Source organism: Paenibacillus sp. P36 (genome assembly GCF_045866505.1).
GTDB classification, from domain to species: domain Bacteria; phylum Bacillota; class Bacilli; order Paenibacillales; family NBRC-103111; genus Paenibacillus_E; species Paenibacillus_E chondroitinus.
Genome location: NZ_AP038372.1, coordinates 3,819,117 through 3,835,122, shown reverse-complemented (window position 1 = coordinate 3,835,122; position 16,006 = coordinate 3,819,117). Strand labels below are relative to the sequence as shown.

Here is a 16,006-nt window from a genome sequence, read left to right as displayed (position 1 = left end):
CTGGAAGAAAAAATAGAGACTTCGGAAAAAATGAAGTCTCTATCCTTTAATGATGCATCGTTCGGTATTTCGCGGGCGTGATACCTTCGTATTTACGAAAAGTTCGAATAAACGAATTACGGCCCCAATAGCCGACTTTCTCCGCGATGTCATCGATTTTCATGTCAGTCTCCAGCAAAAATTGCTTCGCTTTCATAAGCCTGTATTTGGCAATGTACTCCACATACTTCTCGCCCACCGCCTCTTTAAACGTTCGGCTGAAATGCCCGTTCGACATGTTGAGCAGTCCTGCAAAATATTCAATCGAAAGCTCCTCGTTATAATGCTTATGAATATAATCCAGAATCTCCGAAAACTGCTGCGTGCGCTGATCGGGTTCCTCCGTTCGGAATAAAACACGATGGATGTCAAAGAAACATTGATCCAATTCATCCCACGTCATACAACTATGCAGCCGATCGTACAAGCCGGAAAAAAATGGCACATTAAAATCGTTGTGCTCGGTTTCAACCGCACGAATCCATGTATTCAGCACGTCTGTGCTTAAATATTTGACCTGCATGGCGGTTGCTTGTTTGAGTTTACCGTCCTCCAGCTTCTCACGCACAGACTCCAGCAACCGCTCATATTCCTTGGTTTTGTGCTGATTGAAGATACGGTTCACTTCCTGGACAGATAGAAAACTTTCCCACTGCGTGCGTTCACCTACAAGCGGTCCGCGGCATATTTCCACATCGGCATCCAATCCGCGATTCTGCAGGACAGCTAAGGCTTGCTCATATGATTCATGCAGCTCTTCTGCGGCGTTTACGGTTTTCCCGATGCCAATCGTTGCTTTGAAATATTGGCTGTACGACTCCAGCACCAATTTCGTAATGTCCGCAGCCTCTTCCGCGCCTAGATGCAGGAACGTATCGTGGGTAACCACGCAGGCTAACACATCCGGTTTCGTTTGACATAGCCAGACCATGGATGGGGTGGATTTGCGAATCAATTCTTTGATTTCCACGAACATGAAAGACTTCGTCGTCTCCGACAGCCGGTCATACACCTCCGAGTTATAGTGAAAAGCAATACACAGCACTGTGCGCATGGCCTGCTTGTCATAGGTAAAATCAATTTCCTTCGCATAATAAGCGATGGACAGCTCGTCTTGATATTCCCCCTGCAAAATTTTGGTGATAAAAAGCTCCTGCATCAAGGGGAACATGCCGTTCATGCGCTGTGACAGCTCTTTATTTTCATTTGAGATTTCTTGAATCGGCCGATACAAACGACGGCTTAAATAATACGACACCACGCTGCCCACCACGAGAAAAAAGACCAGAAATCCCCAACTAATCAATCTTGTCATATAAGCGGGCTTCATCAAGGTACGAAGGTCTGCGATGGTCACATAATACCAAGCATCGTTGAACCGGGATTTCACCAGTGACATGGCAATTTCATCCGTGACCAGAAATTGAGATTCAATAACCTTCGAACGCGTATGCTCCAGCACCGCTTTAACTTCTTTATCCGTCAAACTATGCTGATTCAAAATTTCACCTTGGCTAGTAGCAATCGCCGTACCTGTGACCCACTTCTCAGGGATTGAAATTTGTTCTTTCAATTTGTCCTGATCAAAATGCACGACCAGATAAACTTCCGGAGTTTCCGTATTGAACGGATAACTCATAACCGCTGACATACCGAGCGTAGGCGAGTCTATGATATCCATCATTTTTTTACCTGTAAAATGGGCGAGATATTCCGCCTTCTGCTCCTCATCCAGCGGATAAGTCATGTTAAAGTAGTACACTTTATCCGTATAAATATCGACATCCGCAATCAGGTCATGATTGGCAAAATATAAAAATACCTTCGAGACCAATTTATCCGACTGAAGCTTCATCAATTGCTCTCTGAGGGCATGAAACTGATCCGAGCGCTGCTGATTTTCCCTTGAATCGTCAACAACCCTGAGCAGACCTGTTACATTAGATGAACTGAGCATGTTGATCATATTGGTTTTGAGTGAATCTAGGGCTGTATCGGTTTGCTTGGAAAAATGGCTAATCACGACATCATTCAGCTTTTCGGCATCTTTCTCAATCGTGCGGACGGCAAGCACATGTGCAAGGATACTGGCGACAATAACGGGAATCAAAATCACAATAAAATAGTTGGTAAAAAGCCGCCAAAAAAGGGCTAATCGGAACTTATGCACCTTAGAAATGGCCATTTCGATCGCCCCCCTCCCTGTTAAGTTGTCATCCTTTCCAATCTGTAGAATGACTATTGTTTTTATACTATTGAAAAAGAATTGGAGGGTCAATAGATTTTGAAACTTTATTTTATTGCACAAATAACAGAGTGAATTTTTATTTCTTTTTACGACAAAAAGAGACAAAAAAACACTCTCATTCCTAAGTGGAACGGAGTGTTCTGCGCGTCTAAAACTTGAGCTCAGCGATCGCTTTTTTGTATCTATCAATTCTTGCATAGTCAGCTTCTGTGGGCTGCGGAATTCGGCTCATATCGCAGTTATCTTCCAGATCCAGAAGCTTCACCTTCGAGGCAAGCGGGTTTAGTTTAATTCGTTTAATAAACCCTTCATAGCTTTCATCCGCTCTCCTCGTCAGGCAATCTAGAGCTGCAATGACGTTTGAACTAAATCCTTCATTTTTCAGATCAAATAAGGTCATATTTGAATCCTCAACGACATCGTGTAAGACGGCTACAATGGATTCTTCCGTCGTTTTGGCTTTGCTTGCTAATCGAATCGGATGCAGGATGTACGGATTTCCGCCCTTGTCGGTTTGACCGTCGTGCGCTTTGGCTGCTAGTAGAATTGCTTTTGTTAATGTACTCATTTCTACACCTTCATTCCGTAATAGGTAACTTTCCCATCATAGCATTATTGCTAAATTACGGCTACAAATAAGCACTTACCTTTAAGTGAGTAGGTATCACAATGTCTACTAAATGAAAGAAAAGTGCGTACTTCTGCCCCCTCTGAGAATCTAGTATGATGGGAGTGGTGGATAAGCACAAGCTTTGCCCAACCTTAACTTTTGTGGAGGAGATTACGATGAAATACAGTTATTTGGGACGTTCAGGCTTGAAAGTGAGCCAATTGTGCTTGGGAACGATGAACTTCGGTGTGGATACCGATGAACAAGAAGCGTTTCGCATCATGGATGCTGCGCTAGATGCCGGAATCAACTTTTTTGATACAGCCAATATATATGGATGGGGCGAAAATTCAGGCCGCACCGAGGAAATTATCGGCCGATGGTTCGCTCAAGGCGGCAATCGTCGTGAGAAGACCGTTCTCGCCACCAAGTTCTATGGTGATATGCACGACACTAATGATGGACCGAACCGTGATGGTGGGTTATCCGCTTATAAGTTGCGCCGTCACTTAGATGCTTCCTTACGCCGCCTTCAGACCGATCATATCGAGCTATACCAGATGCATCACGTAGATCGTAATGTATCTTGGGATGAGCTCTGGGAGGCTTTTCAAGTTCCTGTGTACCAAGGCAAAATTGGTTACGTCGGCTCCAGCAACTTCGCCGGGCGCGATCTAGTGAAAGCGCAATATGAAGCCAAGTCCCGTCATCTCCTTGGCCTTGTGTCAGAGCAGCACAAATACAGCTTACTCTGCAGATTGCCTGAGTTGGAAGTCCTTCCTGCTGCTGAAGAACTGGGCATTGGCGTTATCGCTTGGAGCCCGCTCGATGGAGGTCTGCTTGGCGGTAACGCATTAAATCCAGTCAATGGCTCGAAGCGCGCGAGCAACCCTGAGCGTGTCGAAAAACATCGCGCCAAGCTGGAAGCCTTCTCCGCATTATGCAAGGAACTCGGCGAGAGCGAAGCGAATGTAGCCTTGGCTTGGACCCTCGTCCATCCGGCTATGACGGCACCGATTATTGGACCTCGTACGTTGGAGCAATTCCAAAATACGTTACGTGTGGTTGACATCCAACTCGATGCTTCCACATTAAGCAAGTTAGATGAAATCTTCCCGGGTCCCGGCGGAGATGCTCCACGAGCGTACGCCTGGTAAAAAAGAAGAGCTGTCCCAACGTCACCAGTGACTGAGGGATAGCCTTTTTTTTGAATCTATGAGATTCACCCAACCAAATAAGCTATCAGCATCTGCTCAATTGTTTTGCCATGCTCCTTTAACCACATATCTCTATGTATGAATTGATTCATAATGTAGGTGAAGTTATGTTGGATGTCGATGCCCGCATAATGCTGGCCGATGTAGATGTGCAGCACTGCGAGATGATACACCTGAGTTAAATTCCGCAGTTGCTCAATCTCTTGCAAGCTGTGCGTTCTGTAAACGGAATAACTTTTAACAAAACCTTCTGCCATCTCTAAGGAACCATTCGACATCTGTAAAATATGATTGAAACAAATCGCAAACTCCATAAAGCTTGTATCCACCGATATAAAATCAAAATCCAGTACGCCGCAGATGCGGTTGTTTTGAGCTAACAAATTAAAGATTAACAAATCATGATGAACAAGCTGAACAGGAAGTTTTTGTATCTCACTAAGGCTGTTTCCAACGGATTCGACCTTGGTTCTATAAAAATTCAAACTCGCTTCTGGAATTTGAAACGATGGATTTTCAATAAAAGCGGCAACAGCGTTTTGATCTGCAAGCGGATGAAGATTGTAATAATCCCCAAATGATATGCCTTGATAATCGAGCCCACTTCTATCAAATCGCTGGAGTACCTGGCTCATTTCACCAACAACACGCCCGAATTCAGCGGCATCATGGACATTTGCAAGCACGTGATTCGTGCCTTCAAGAAAGACGACAAGCGCGCCTAAGCTTCCGCCAGACAATCGAACATAATCGTCCCCGCTTAAAGTTGGAAGAAATTCCGGCACTTGAAAAGACAGCTCTCTGTTCGCTAAAAATGACGTCACTTTTGATTCAAACTCGATACCCTCTGCATGCTTCGTATGCCGGTTATAAACACGGAGAACATACCTTTGGTCGTTTAGCGTAACTATTTTTGTTAAATTGGTAAGTCCAAACGGAACGGCCTCCGTCTCATAATCCGCTTCCTCAAAATAATGACGAACCAATTCATCTAGCTGCTCCTGCATGACTTCACCCTAACCATACACATTTTCGAATTGTTTGTATCGGACAGACTCGCGATATTCCCCAGGAAGAACGCCATACTCTTTCTTAAATTGTTTGCATAAATAGGACGCATCCGTGAATCCGCATCGTGCGGCAATAGTTTCGAGTGTCTCTTCGCTCATTTCGAGCAGCTGTTTGCAACGCTTCAGACGCATATCTCGCAGCATTTGCATGGGCGTTAGTCCAAACTGCTGCTGAAAAGCTCTGTCCATATAGTTCGCACTCAGACAAACGAGCGACGCGAGTTCCTCTCTGGTCAGCTTCTCTTCCAGTCGCATGGACATCTGTCCAATTAACCGGGCGAAGCGGTCACCAGATGAGCTGTATGCGCTTGAACGCTCCGGATTTCCTGCTTTTTCCCAACCGGTTAGAATCATTTCCGTTAGCTGCAGCATCGCAGCTGTGAGTTTCAAATCACGAAAAGACAGCTCCCGATTTCCCCAATCGGCAAGCAATTTGGTGAATACAGCCTCATAACGGCCAGGCTCAGGCAGCGTAATAACCGGTGAAACGCGATAGAGCATCAGGAGGTCGAATTGATGGGAACACAGAATGCTAACCTGCATCCATAAATGAACACCGCCAACATCCGCATGCTCCGAGAAAGGCAGCCCAGGCGGATGAAGCATCACATCACCCGCTTTCGCTGTATGGGTTTCGCCTCCTGTGCCTGTCGTGACATGGCCGGTTTTCACATAACTAATGATCCAATTCGGAAAACTGCGATTTTCCATGTGAAGCTTGACATACGGCGATCGATTCACACTGTGCAGCTGAACGGACCATGGCCCTTCTACCCATTCGGGCGGTTTCGTCGACATTGACAATCACCTCATATGTTCAACTTAACCGATTTCCCGTGTATTGCCTAGAATCACTAAGAACAATTCTCTCTAGTTACAAAAGCTTCATACGCAGACTTCCCGTCTTTTGCAATCAGCGGTCCGTTCTTGAATAATTGACCGGTATTCGGATTAAAAGATCCGTCCACCGAGTATTGCACCACATAACCTTTGCGTGTCTGCGTTTTGCTTAAGTTTGGCGTACTGCGATGGAAGAGCAAGGAATGGAAGACAACCATGCTGCCTTTTTTCAGTTCAACCGGTATGCCTTTTTCTTCTCCAAAATAACAAACCCAGCCGAGATCTGTTTTCACATGCTCCACAAAACCATCCAAGTGCGTACGTGGCTGAACCCAGATACAGCCGTTATCCACCGTAGCGTCTTCAAGTGCTAGCCAGCATGTGACATAGTGGATCGGCTCCGTCGGTACATATCCGTTATCTTGATGCCATGGAAAGTCTTTGTCTGCTTCCGGACGTTTGTACACGGACTGATCCCAGTACAGCTTGATGTCCGGTCCCAATATCGTTGTCGTAATATCAACAAAACGCTGATCTGCAATAAATTGCTGCAGCTCTGCACTTAGGAAATTCAAATTTGCAGTAAAATTAATTTGACCTGATCTGCTGATGGATTCCTTGCCTTTTGCGCGCAAGGCTTTCTCGGAAGCCTCGTCGAAGCCGTCAATGATACCGCAAATACGATCCATCTCTTCCCCTGAAAAAAGGTTTTCAAAAATGATATAGCCTTGCTCCTGATAATGCTTCATCTGCTCGGATGTGATGTGGACTTGGTGACCTGTGTGGACGATACTCATAGCGATTCGCTCCCCCAACAATGAGATTTACTTCCTATCCTCATTATCAAGCAGCGCCAATCCCTTATCAATGAAGCGATTCCACCTCATCTGGTACTTTTTCCACCTTTAGGATTCAATCGATGCGGCAATCGCATTATGAAAGCAATCCCTCAGCCGTACGACAGACTTCTCACGTCCAAAGTGCACACGGTTGGTTAATAAGACTGCGAAAACGCTGCTTTGGGGATCCATCCAAATGCTGGTCCCTGTGAACCCCGTGTGCCCGTAACATTGCGAGGAAAACAAATCCCCCGAAGCGTCCCAGACATCTCCCTTCAGCACCCAACCAAGGCCACGATTAGCATTTACCTTGTCTTCCGTGTAGCTTCGCGTAGCTGCTGCAACGGATGCACTTGACAGCACATGGCCATGGCCGTTAGCGGCAGGCTTTCCATGGTTCAGCCACATGGCGGCATATTTCGCAACATCCATCGCCGTTGAGAAAACACCGGCATGCCCGCTGACGCCTCCCATTGCCCATGCGTTCTCGTCATGCACTTCGCCCCATCGATAGGCGCCGTCCATGAATTCCGTTGCCGCTATGCGGGGCTGCAATTCTTTCGCCGGACAATATCCCGTATCGTGCATTCCCAGCGGTTCAAACACATATCGGTTAGCGGCCTCATCCAGCGGCATGCTAAACAGCTTCGCAGCCAATTCACCAAGAATGATATAGTTAAAATCACTGTACGCATAACTGCTCCCGCAAGCATGACTCAGACTCTCTCCAAGCACAGCAGCCTTAATTTGCTCTGGCGTCCAGCCATGTGAATGCAAATCCTTGAAAGCCTGCAGCCCGGACGTGTGTGACAATAAATGTTTCACCGTCACCTCATCCTTCCCATTCCCAGAGAATTCAGGGAAGAACCGGGTGATGGTGTCTCTGAGGCGCAGCTCGCCACGATCGATCAGCTGCATAATCAAGGGAAGTGTCGCCATCACTTTGGTCAAAGAAGCACAGTCATAAATCGTATCTTCCGTTACTTTCAGCTTCGTATCGTCCGAAATAACCGAGTGACCCACGGCATACGTTCCTGCGATAGTCCCTTTTCGACCCACGATGGCCACACCACCTGGTATTTCACCAATTTCCTCTTCACGATCCAACAGTTGGAAAGCAAGCTGTAATTTATCACCATTTATCCCCAGTTGCTCTGGTGCCGCTTGGGGCAATGCCATGTCCATATTCATGTCTCAACGAGACCTCCTTACATTCAGTTATTTTCTTTATTCGAACTAAAACGGCAAATCCCTCTATAAACAATGCAAAAAGCCTGACGAGTCAATATCCGCCAAGCCTTACACTTCTTAATTTTTATTCAAATGAACGACGAGAAGGCCAGGATCCCTGCAGCTTCCGGATAAACATAATTTGTCCTGTGTGATAAGCATCGTGCATAATCAGACTGTTCACCCAACGTCCTACGGACTGCGAACGATTCGGATACACATGCTCAAAATCATGCTCCTCCCACTGTGCGATCCGATCTCGAATACCTTGGTGAACAGCTTGCAAACGAGTTAAAGTTGTCTGCCATGTCTCGTTTGAAGTTGCTGCCACAACAAACGTATCATCATTCGTCATATCCGGATACTCGGACTCTTGTCCAGTCATTCTATACAACAATCGTTCTTTATAAAAAATTAAATGATTTAAATTCTCTGCAATCGTATTCACATATTCGCCTTCCGGACGCCAGTTGGCTTGCTCGGCAGTCAAACCTTGGAGAGCATCCGTAAGCGGCGGATACCAATCCTCATTCTCATAGCAGCTATCCCATCCATGAAGCAAAAGCTCGATTTTATTCATTCCATTGCCTCCTAAATTTGTTATATCTACATAAATATAGTAGCTCTTTCAAAGAGACTTGAAAACCTGATCCATTAATGAATCGACCGGTTGAACCGTGTCCATAACAAGTTCACCTTCCAAAAATTCCAATCTAACATGCTTATAATGTTCCTTCAATTTATCTAAATCGGTTATTAATTGATTGGCCTTTGGCGCTATGCTCCTCTCAGCAAGTCGCTGCGCCCAAGTAGACTCATCACTGCATATGCAGTGCAAGGTCTTCAACTTCCCTCCTCTTTCCTCGATCCAATGCTTAAACTTCATCACATCATCCGAGTGATTAAACCCATAATCAAGAATGACATCAGCTTGCGTCGCAATAACCGTTTCAAGAAATCGATACAGAAAATCAAAACAGATCTGATTTCTCGCCTCATGTGCGAAGACATCCTTTGCGACAGCATCATAAATATCATCTTTATGAAGCACAGCTGTCTTAAGCCTTTTGCCAAGTTCATTGGATAACGTTGTTTTGCCTGTCCCAGCTTTCCCGCGAAATAAGATAATGGTTGACATGTTTGTACTTACCCTGATCCGTCTTTCTTCCCAGGATCCTCCTTATTGTTTGGCATACTAATGAATTCTAACTGCACCCTTTCATTTCCTTTCATAAAAACAAATCGAGCTCCTGCACCCAATTTTCACAAGAATTGTATACACTTCGAGAAACTTAGCAGGACTCCGACTCTTGGGAGCATTAAGGGAACTGTGATCCTCTATCTGGAGAATAACGAGCTATTTGAAAGTTGAGCGGAACTACAGGCACTTATTTGTCCTCCACAGCGCGATTATCGGCTGAAAATGACAAAATAACGAACTGTAGTTCCCCCTCTCTGTGGATGATGTAGGTTTTCAGAAAAATAGAGGATCGTAGTTCCCTCCAATTTCTAATTCACCTATTTCTGCGAGTTCGAGATCACAGACCTGACAGCCTTTCCAATCTCCTCATAACTTGTGCAGCGGCAAATATTGGATTGCAGCCATCTACGCATCACGTCTTCACTCGCATTGGGGCATTGCTGGCTCAAAGCATGTGCGACCATAATGTAACCCGGTGTGCAGAATCCGCACTGAAAAGCAAAATGCTCGACGAAAGCCCTTTGCATGGGCGCATCTCCGCCTAACCCTTCAATCGTCGTGATGCTGCATCCCGGAGCTTCAATGGCCAGCATCAGGCACGATTTGATAGGGACCCCATCCACATTCACCGTACATGCACCGCAATCGCCATTTTCACAGCCCTCTTTTGCTCCAGTTAGCCCCAATTGCTCCCGCAGCACTCGCAATAGCGTATCCGCGGATCGAATGACAGCGTGATGTCGCTTATCGTTGACAACGAATTCAACTTCACTTTTGAACGTCCCGCTCATCCTCATCGCCTCCCCTGTTCCAGAGCTGCCATAGCATCCAATAGTGTGTTGCGAAGCACAAATGTCCGATAAGCAGATGTGCTGAGAATGTCATTCAAAATCGGCACAGGCCACCATTGAATGGCGTTATCTACGCGAGTTTCCAAAGAAAGTGAGGAATCGTTTAAAATTTCTTCGATTTTCTTTGATCGAAAAGGTATCGAGCTGACTCCACTGAAAGCAATACGAATCCTTTCTCCTGTATGGAGTCCAGCTATGCGGACGATTGGATAATCGATTCGTTCCAATTTGGTCTTCTTTATCGTCACATAAGGCATATCCAAATAGTTGGCATCGGTTATGATTTGGACGAGAAGTTCACCCGGCTCCAATCGCGGCTCTCCATTCAAAATTTGGCGAATGGGGATTTGACGCACGCCGCTAGGGCCTACCAAAATAACCTCGCTGTCCGCTAGGAGAAAAGGCAGCAGCCCCTCCCGATAAATGAACTTTCCACATAGGAGGCCGCCGATTGTAATTTTATTGCGAATGGTATGATCGGCGATGTCTTGAACAGTGTCCGCAAGCAATGGAAACAAAGGGGTTTCCACAAGCGCATTGAGTGTAAGTGCTGCGCCAATGACGAGCTGATTATGATGAAATTGAAATACGCGGCATTCGGGAATCCCCTTCATGTCAATCACCGCACCTGTGTGGAGCTGATCCATGCGCGCCATGGAGATGATTTCAGTCCCACCGGCATAATACAAGGGCGCTTTACCGTTTGCTTCCATGTTCTGATAGATCGATACTGCTTCATCAAAGGTAGCCGGCTTATAATATTCAAAGTCAAATGAAATCATTGGCTCCTCCCCATCGATTGCCAGATTACCTCTGGTGTCAAAGGCAGTACGTTCAATTCAATACCGGCTGCAAGCGATAAGGCGTTTGCCAGAGCCGGAGCCATCCCGATTGTTCCATGTTCCCCAACGCCGCGGGCACCAAAGGGACCTTCTGTGAACGGCGTCTCGACAAATTCAACCAAGTACTCCGGATGATCCCCGAACCGGGTCAATTTATAAGACCGCAGCTGCGGATTAAGCACTTGCCCCGCCTGATTAAACAGAAATCCCTCACGCGTGGCAAAGCTCAGCCCCATATTCATTCCGCCTACCACCTGCCCGCGTGCGGTGGCTTCATTAATCACTTTTCCCGCGTCAAAAACAGATGCCGCCCGAAGAACGCGGTATGTACATTCGCGAGTATCAAATTCAACTTCAACGGCTTGTGCACCAACGGTCCACTGCTGGCTTGGGATGCCTTTCCCCGTTTCGGGATCAAGCCTTGTAATATCATGGACACGGTATCTGCCACGGCCGATAACCGGTTTACCCGAAGCACTGCCATTCGGATATTCGTAGCCGCTAACCACTTCACTGACTTTAAGACTAACGATCGGGTCGTCTTTGACATAAATCATGCCTCGGCCGACTGCGAGATCTTGGGGCAGTACCTGCAGAACGATGGAAGCATTAGCTTTCAGTTGGGAAATCACATCTTCAGCTGCATCCTGAACAGCACGACCGACCATCATCGTACTGCTGCTCGACACTGTTTTCCAATGCTCAGGAGTAATTTGGGTATCCACGTCCATTTTGACATGAACATCCTTCACATCCATATCCAGCTGCTCGGCCAGGATCTGCGCCATGACGGTACGGTTTCCTTGGCCTATCTCGATCGAACCTACGCTGAGATTCGCGCTGCCGTCGTGATTGAATGTGATCGTAGCCCCGCTTCCGGTATCGATGCCAGAGCCCGAGGCTTTCCACACACAGGCCATCCCTTTGACCCTGACTTTATCTCGGTCAACCTTCGTCCATTGACCCTGATCCCACTCGATCAGCGTCTTCAGCTTGCTAATGCATAACGGTAGATCCCCCACCGAGCTTCGTGTAAGCGGTGCTTGCGTTGGTGTCGTATCGCCTGGCTGGATCGCATTGCGAAACCGCAAATCCAAAGGATCCATCCCGAGCTTCTTCGCAAGCATATCCATCGTACGTTCCATACAATAAAGGGCTTCCGTATGCCCAAATCCTCGAAATGCCGTAGCATAAGGATGATTCGTGTAGACACACAGAGAGTCGCACCACACGTTTTCTACGCGATAAGGCCCCGTGCAGTCGATTGCTCCCGCTACGGTCACCGTTGCTCCCTCATCTGTATAGCCACCTGTATCAAATAAAAACGTAATTTCGGCTGCGGTTAATCTGCCGTCTCGGGTAGCGCCAAGCTTCACTTTCGCTTCCAGGCCAATATGACAAGGGGAACTGACCATGTCCGTTTCACGGGAATTATTGATTTTGACGGAACGGCCGCCGCAAGCTTTGGATGCCAGATAGGCCATGTATTCTAATTGAATAGAGCCCTTGCCGCCAAATCCGCCGCCTACAAAAGGCACATGCACGATAACCTTGGACTGCTCCACTTGAAAAAAACGTTCAAACGTACGTTTAATCATAAACGGATCCTGCGTCGACGTTTGAATGTTGATTAAACCGCTTGGCTTTGCTTCAACGATGGCACAACGCGGTTCCATCGCGCAGTGATCGGACGAATTGAACGCATATGTCCCTTCCACTGTCGTTTCACTTGCTGCCCAGCCTGAGGTCATGTCACCTTTTCTGATTTTGACTAAATTGCCGATGTTTGTTCCTGGAACGGGATACACATCACCGAACTTTTGATAGCTGCCCAAATTCTCATGTATTAATGAAGCATTCTGTTGTAAGGCAACACTGGGTGAATGAACAACAGGTAGCTGTTCGTATTTCACTTGTATACAGGCTGCAGCGCGTTTGGCAATCTGCTCCGTTTCCGCCACAACGACGGCAATCGGCTCGCCGTAATACCTCACTTTCTTCCAGGCAAGCGGCGGGCGGTCTGCTAGAAGAGTACCTGTTAGGACGGGGGAATCCTCTCCCCGAACAATAGCGTGAACACCGCTCACTGCCAGCGCATCCGTAATATCAATCGATAAAATTAACGCATGTGAATAAGGGCTGGTCACGATCCAACCATGCAGCATACCTGGAGATTGTGTATCGTTCGTATATGTAGCGAAACCGGTTACCTTATCTCGGGATTCAAGTCTTGGGATGCCCTTTCCTATTACGCTCAACTTCAACCACTCCTACTCTATTACGACATACATGATGTATGAGAAAGCTGGTGTTTTCTATCATCTTATCAAGAATAAACTCGTCCTATTCCGCTCTCATAAATAGGTCCTTTTATGGTCGTCTGTCCAAGCCAAGTTTGAAAGCGGTACATACTTTAATAGCATCTTGTTTCGAAAGGATGATGGGATCATGGCGAAAGTCAAGCAAGGAGACGAAGGACCTGTTCAGTTCAAACATCGAATGGAGGGTTTGACGACTCGCGTGCAAGGGCATCAACATGCTTTTGGGAATTTGACTGATTTGTTCATTCCTGATAATGGCAGGCACCGTCACAATTTCCGCGGCACTACAACAACTGCGGACGGACACAGACATTCCTACTCCGGTCAAACAGGACTCAACATTGGCAATGGTCCCAACCATTTTCACCGGTTTTCGATCCAAACGAACGTTGCTGACGGCCATCGCCATATCATTTCCGGAAGAACAACCGGACTAATTCGTCTCATGGGCATGCTCGGACACAAATTAATTATTGAAAAAGTCATACGGGAACGTGTGAAAAAATAATCGTTCATCCATAATAAAAAGGACTGCTCCTAGTAGATAATCTACTTATGGAGCAGTCCTTTTTTTGTTTTAAAGCTCATCTAACCGTACTTTCATCATCAACCGGCAGAAATACTTGTACGGTCGTTCCTTGATCAATTTCACTTTCAATTTTGAGGCATCCATGGTGAGCTTCGATGATTTTATGACAAACCATTAAACCTAAGCCCGTCCCTTTTTCCTTGGTTGTGTAGAAAGGTTCGCCTAGTAACGCCAATCTCTCCTCCGAGATGCCGCAGCCATCGTCAATGAAACGAATCTGAACCTTGTCGTCATCCGTCTTCAACTCGATGGTGACATTTCCTCCATCTGGCATGGCCTCAATCGCATTTTTAAGAATATTAATGAAGACCTGTTTCAGTTGATTTTCCTCGCATTTGATGAAAGGAATTTCAGTCAAGATCTCAGTATGAATTTGCACATTATTAAGAATGGCTTGGGTTTGCAGCAGGGAGATGACATCCTGCAAGATCTTCCGGACATCTCTCATTTCAAAATTAATCACCTGCGGTTTCGCAATCACCATAAACTCGCTCACGATATCGTTAATTCGGTCCAACTCCGATAACATGATTTGAAAATAATACTGATAATTTTCTACTTTTGACTGTAGAAGTTGTACAAAACCTCTCAGCGAAGTCAATGGATTTCGAATCTCATGGGCAACCCCTGCCGCGAGCTGCCCAACGATAGACAGCTTTTCTGATTTGAGCAGCAGCTCTTCCGTCCGTTTACGCTCTGTAATATCTTTGGCTATGCCATAAACGCCGTCAACTTTATCATTAATATAGATGGGAACCATTTTCAAATTTAATTCGATTTGATTTCCTTCTTTATGCATAAGTGTTATTTCCGTATTATTGGATTCGCCCTGCATCGCTTTTACAAACAGCTGACATGCTTTCTCTTGGTCACTGGGAACATGAAAGGGCTGAAACGTTTGCTGTGTGCACTCTTCTTCCGTATAGCCGGTAATTTTCTCAGTAGCCGCATTAACTGACAGCACATTCCCCTTTAAATCCATCGTGAAAATCGCATCCGGATTGTGCTCAACAAGCGATTTATAGCTCTGTTCCCGCATTTCCAGCATACATTGCGCCCGTTTATGCTCCGTGATGTCTCGGCATAACAACTGCACCGCAGGCTCGCCAAGAAAGACGATCGGCACCTCTCTTACATCAACATCAATAACTTGCTGATCGACTCGCAAAAACTTTTGATCCATCGGTTCCGTTGGCTGCTTGTCTTCGATAATTTGGCGGATCCGTTTCATTGTTATATCTACAAAATCGGGGTGCACAAATGTCATGACGGATTGTCCGATGAGCTCTTCAGGCGAATTGGCACCCAACACTCTGGCACCGGCAGGGTTAATGAAAATGATGATCCCATCGCTATGAACAACGATTGGCTCCGGCGAATGCTCTACCAGGACTCGGTACCGCTCCTCGCTCTCCAACAATGCCTTCTTCAACCGTTTTAAACAAAAATACAAAATAAATGCGGTAATGACGACATAAAAAAGACCTTTTGATGAATTTACGGAAATAGCATCGGTCAAGTTCACACGATCAATGAATCGATCTGATAGAATAACCCACAAACTTCCAAACAAGACATAAAGCAAGGTCACTTTCAAAGAGCTTTTTACCCTTACTACTGACTTCTTGTGCATATCGATCTACTCTTCCTTAACCCTGCAATTTTATGGGATAGCGGTGTAATTTGCTTATTGATTATATCATTTATTCTTCAAAATGCTTATTGGATCTTTCTCCCATTCCTTCCTATTTCCACGCACTAGTTCTATTGGACGAACATATACTAGAATAAGACAGCTAGAGAGGAGGTATTCACGATGAAAAAAGCGGATTCCTATCGAATTTGTAAGAAGTACCTCAATCGCGAAGTGATGATCAAAACAACACACGGCACTTACAAAGGTACCATTGTCAAAGTGGACAATAATAAAGTCTATCTGAAGCCGTCCCGAAACGGGAACAAGGCGCAAATCTCATTTCTGCCGTTTATTTTACCGCTCGTTCTGTTTGATCTTTTGGCTATTGCCTTACTGGATACTAGACCTTTTTTCCCTTTCCGTCCTTGCTAATGATCAATCGAAAACCCTCATCTCCTTAGATGAGGGTTTTT

At 46.0% G+C, this 16,006-nt stretch carries 15 protein-coding genes; 3 read left to right on the top strand and 12 right to left on the bottom strand.

All coding sequences use genetic code 11. The annotated features are described in order from the left end of the window. Positions 1-46: 46 nt before the first annotated feature. Together ACKTT9_RS17210 and ACKTT9_RS17205 are read right to left on the bottom strand one after the other, a co-directional pair. Complete coding sequence (locus ACKTT9_RS17210) at positions 47-2,224, bottom strand: helix-turn-helix domain-containing protein (RefSeq protein ID WP_407872518.1); 2,178 nt, start codon at positions 2,222-2,224, stop codon at positions 47-49. A 211-nt stretch (positions 2,225-2,435) separates the two neighbouring features. Further along, positions 2,436-2,855 carry a GTP pyrophosphokinase gene (locus tag ACKTT9_RS17205; RefSeq protein WP_407872517.1) on the bottom strand — a complete coding sequence of 140 codons (420 nt, stop codon included), beginning with the start codon at positions 2,853-2,855 and terminating at the stop codon, positions 2,436-2,438. Positions 2,856-3,073: 218 nt separating this feature from the next. On the opposite strand from ACKTT9_RS17205, the gene ACKTT9_RS17200 reads away from it, so the two are divergent. After that, the gene (locus ACKTT9_RS17200; RefSeq protein WP_407872516.1) at positions 3,074-4,054 is read left to right on the top strand and encodes an aldo/keto reductase; all 981 of its coding nucleotides are present in this window, start codon (positions 3,074-3,076) and stop codon (positions 4,052-4,054) included. 65 nt (positions 4,055-4,119) lie between these two features. Here the strand turns inward: ACKTT9_RS17200 and ACKTT9_RS17195 are convergent, their stop codons facing one another. The 9 genes from ACKTT9_RS17195 to ACKTT9_RS17155 all read right to left on the bottom strand — a co-directional run bounded on the left by ACKTT9_RS17195 (position 4,120) and on the right by ACKTT9_RS17155 (position 13,245). Beyond that, complete coding sequence (locus ACKTT9_RS17195) at positions 4,120-5,121, bottom strand: phosphotransferase (RefSeq protein WP_407872515.1); 1,002 nt, start codon at positions 5,119-5,121, stop codon at positions 4,120-4,122. 9 nt (positions 5,122-5,130) lie between these two features. Continuing rightward, positions 5,131-5,982, bottom strand: coding sequence for a helix-turn-helix domain-containing protein (locus ACKTT9_RS17190; protein WP_407872514.1), 852 nt, complete (start codon positions 5,980-5,982; stop codon positions 5,131-5,133). A gap of 56 nt (positions 5,983-6,038) precedes the next feature. Next, positions 6,039-6,821: a phytanoyl-CoA dioxygenase family protein gene (locus ACKTT9_RS17185; RefSeq protein ID WP_407872513.1), complete on the bottom strand. Its 783-nt coding sequence runs from the start codon at positions 6,819-6,821 to the stop codon at positions 6,039-6,041. 108 nt (positions 6,822-6,929) lie between these two features. After that, complete coding sequence (locus tag ACKTT9_RS17180; RefSeq protein ID WP_407872512.1) at positions 6,930-8,054, bottom strand: serine hydrolase domain-containing protein; 1,125 nt, start codon at positions 8,052-8,054, stop codon at positions 6,930-6,932. A 124-nt stretch (positions 8,055-8,178) separates the two neighbouring features. Then, positions 8,179-8,673: a DinB family protein gene (locus tag ACKTT9_RS17175; protein WP_407872511.1), complete on the bottom strand. Its 495-nt coding sequence runs from the start codon at positions 8,671-8,673 to the stop codon at positions 8,179-8,181. 48 nt (positions 8,674-8,721) lie between these two features. Further along, positions 8,722-9,231 (bottom strand): AAA family ATPase, encoded by a 510-nt coding sequence (locus ACKTT9_RS17170; protein ID WP_407872510.1) that lies wholly within the window; start codon positions 9,229-9,231, stop codon positions 8,722-8,724. 380 nt (positions 9,232-9,611) lie between these two features. After that, positions 9,612-10,085, bottom strand: coding sequence for a (2Fe-2S)-binding protein (locus ACKTT9_RS17165; protein ID WP_407872509.1), 474 nt, complete (start codon positions 10,083-10,085; stop codon positions 9,612-9,614). A 2-nt stretch (positions 10,086-10,087) separates the two neighbouring features. Next, positions 10,088-10,927 carry an FAD binding domain-containing protein gene (locus tag ACKTT9_RS17160; RefSeq protein ID WP_407872508.1) on the bottom strand — a complete coding sequence of 280 codons (840 nt, stop codon included), beginning with the start codon at positions 10,925-10,927 and terminating at the stop codon, positions 10,088-10,090. Continuing rightward, positions 10,924-13,245: a xanthine dehydrogenase family protein molybdopterin-binding subunit gene (locus tag ACKTT9_RS17155; protein ID WP_407872507.1), complete on the bottom strand. Its 2,322-nt coding sequence runs from the start codon at positions 13,243-13,245 to the stop codon at positions 10,924-10,926. The genes ACKTT9_RS17160 and ACKTT9_RS17155 overlap by 4 nt, the downstream gene beginning before the upstream one ends. A gap of 190 nt (positions 13,246-13,435) precedes the next feature. Here ACKTT9_RS17155 and ACKTT9_RS17150 point away from each other — a divergent pair, with 190 nt between their 5' ends. Next, the gene (locus ACKTT9_RS17150) at positions 13,436-13,816 is read left to right on the top strand and encodes a YmaF family protein (RefSeq protein WP_407872506.1); all 381 of its coding nucleotides are present in this window, start codon (positions 13,436-13,438) and stop codon (positions 13,814-13,816) included. 76 nt (positions 13,817-13,892) lie between these two features. On the opposite strand, the gene ACKTT9_RS17145 is transcribed toward ACKTT9_RS17150, so the two are convergent. Beyond that, positions 13,893-15,530, bottom strand: a complete 1,638-nt coding sequence (locus tag ACKTT9_RS17145; RefSeq protein ID WP_407872505.1) for a PAS domain S-box protein — start codon at positions 15,528-15,530, stop codon at positions 13,893-13,895. Between the two features lie 183 nt (positions 15,531-15,713). On the opposite strand from ACKTT9_RS17145, the gene ACKTT9_RS17140 reads away from it, so the two are divergent. After that, positions 15,714-15,965, top strand: a complete 252-nt coding sequence (locus ACKTT9_RS17140; protein ID WP_326059502.1) for a hypothetical protein — start codon at positions 15,714-15,716, stop codon at positions 15,963-15,965. Positions 15,966-16,006: the final 41 nt, after the last annotated feature.

Excerpts from the sequence above, each read along its gene's own strand:
- ACKTT9_RS17210 (WP_407872518.1), bottom strand. The coding sequence starts at position 2,224 with ATGGCCATTTCTAAGGTGCATAAGTTCCGATTAGCCCTTTTTTGGCGG.
- ACKTT9_RS17205 (WP_407872517.1), bottom strand. The coding sequence starts at position 2,855 with ATGAGTACATTAACAAAAGCAATTCTACTAGCAGCCAAAGCGCACGAC.
- ACKTT9_RS17200 (WP_407872516.1), top strand. The coding sequence starts at position 3,074 with ATGAAATACAGTTATTTGGGACGTTCAGGCTTGAAAGTGAGCCAATTG.
- ACKTT9_RS17195 (WP_407872515.1), bottom strand. The coding sequence starts at position 5,121 with ATGCAGGAGCAGCTAGATGAATTGGTTCGTCATTATTTTGAGGAAGCG.
- ACKTT9_RS17190 (WP_407872514.1), bottom strand. The coding sequence starts at position 5,982 with ATGTCGACGAAACCGCCCGAATGGGTAGAAGGGCCATGGTCCGTTCAG.
- ACKTT9_RS17185 (WP_407872513.1), bottom strand. The coding sequence starts at position 6,821 with ATGAGTATCGTCCACACAGGTCACCAAGTCCACATCACATCCGAGCAG.
- ACKTT9_RS17180 (WP_407872512.1), bottom strand. The coding sequence starts at position 8,054 with ATGAATATGGACATGGCATTGCCCCAAGCGGCACCAGAGCAACTGGGG.
- ACKTT9_RS17175 (WP_407872511.1), bottom strand. The coding sequence starts at position 8,673 with ATGAATAAAATCGAGCTTTTGCTTCATGGATGGGATAGCTGCTATGAG.
- ACKTT9_RS17170 (WP_407872510.1), bottom strand. The coding sequence starts at position 9,231 with ATGTCAACCATTATCTTATTTCGCGGGAAAGCTGGGACAGGCAAAACA.
- ACKTT9_RS17165 (WP_407872509.1), bottom strand. The coding sequence starts at position 10,085 with ATGAGCGGGACGTTCAAAAGTGAAGTTGAATTCGTTGTCAACGATAAG.
- ACKTT9_RS17160 (WP_407872508.1), bottom strand. The coding sequence starts at position 10,927 with ATGATTTCATTTGACTTTGAATATTATAAGCCGGCTACCTTTGATGAA.
- ACKTT9_RS17150 (WP_407872506.1), top strand. The coding sequence starts at position 13,436 with ATGGCGAAAGTCAAGCAAGGAGACGAAGGACCTGTTCAGTTCAAACAT.
- ACKTT9_RS17145 (WP_407872505.1), bottom strand. The coding sequence starts at position 15,530 with ATGCACAAGAAGTCAGTAGTAAGGGTAAAAAGCTCTTTGAAAGTGACC.
- ACKTT9_RS17140 (WP_326059502.1), top strand. The coding sequence starts at position 15,714 with ATGAAAAAAGCGGATTCCTATCGAATTTGTAAGAAGTACCTCAATCGC.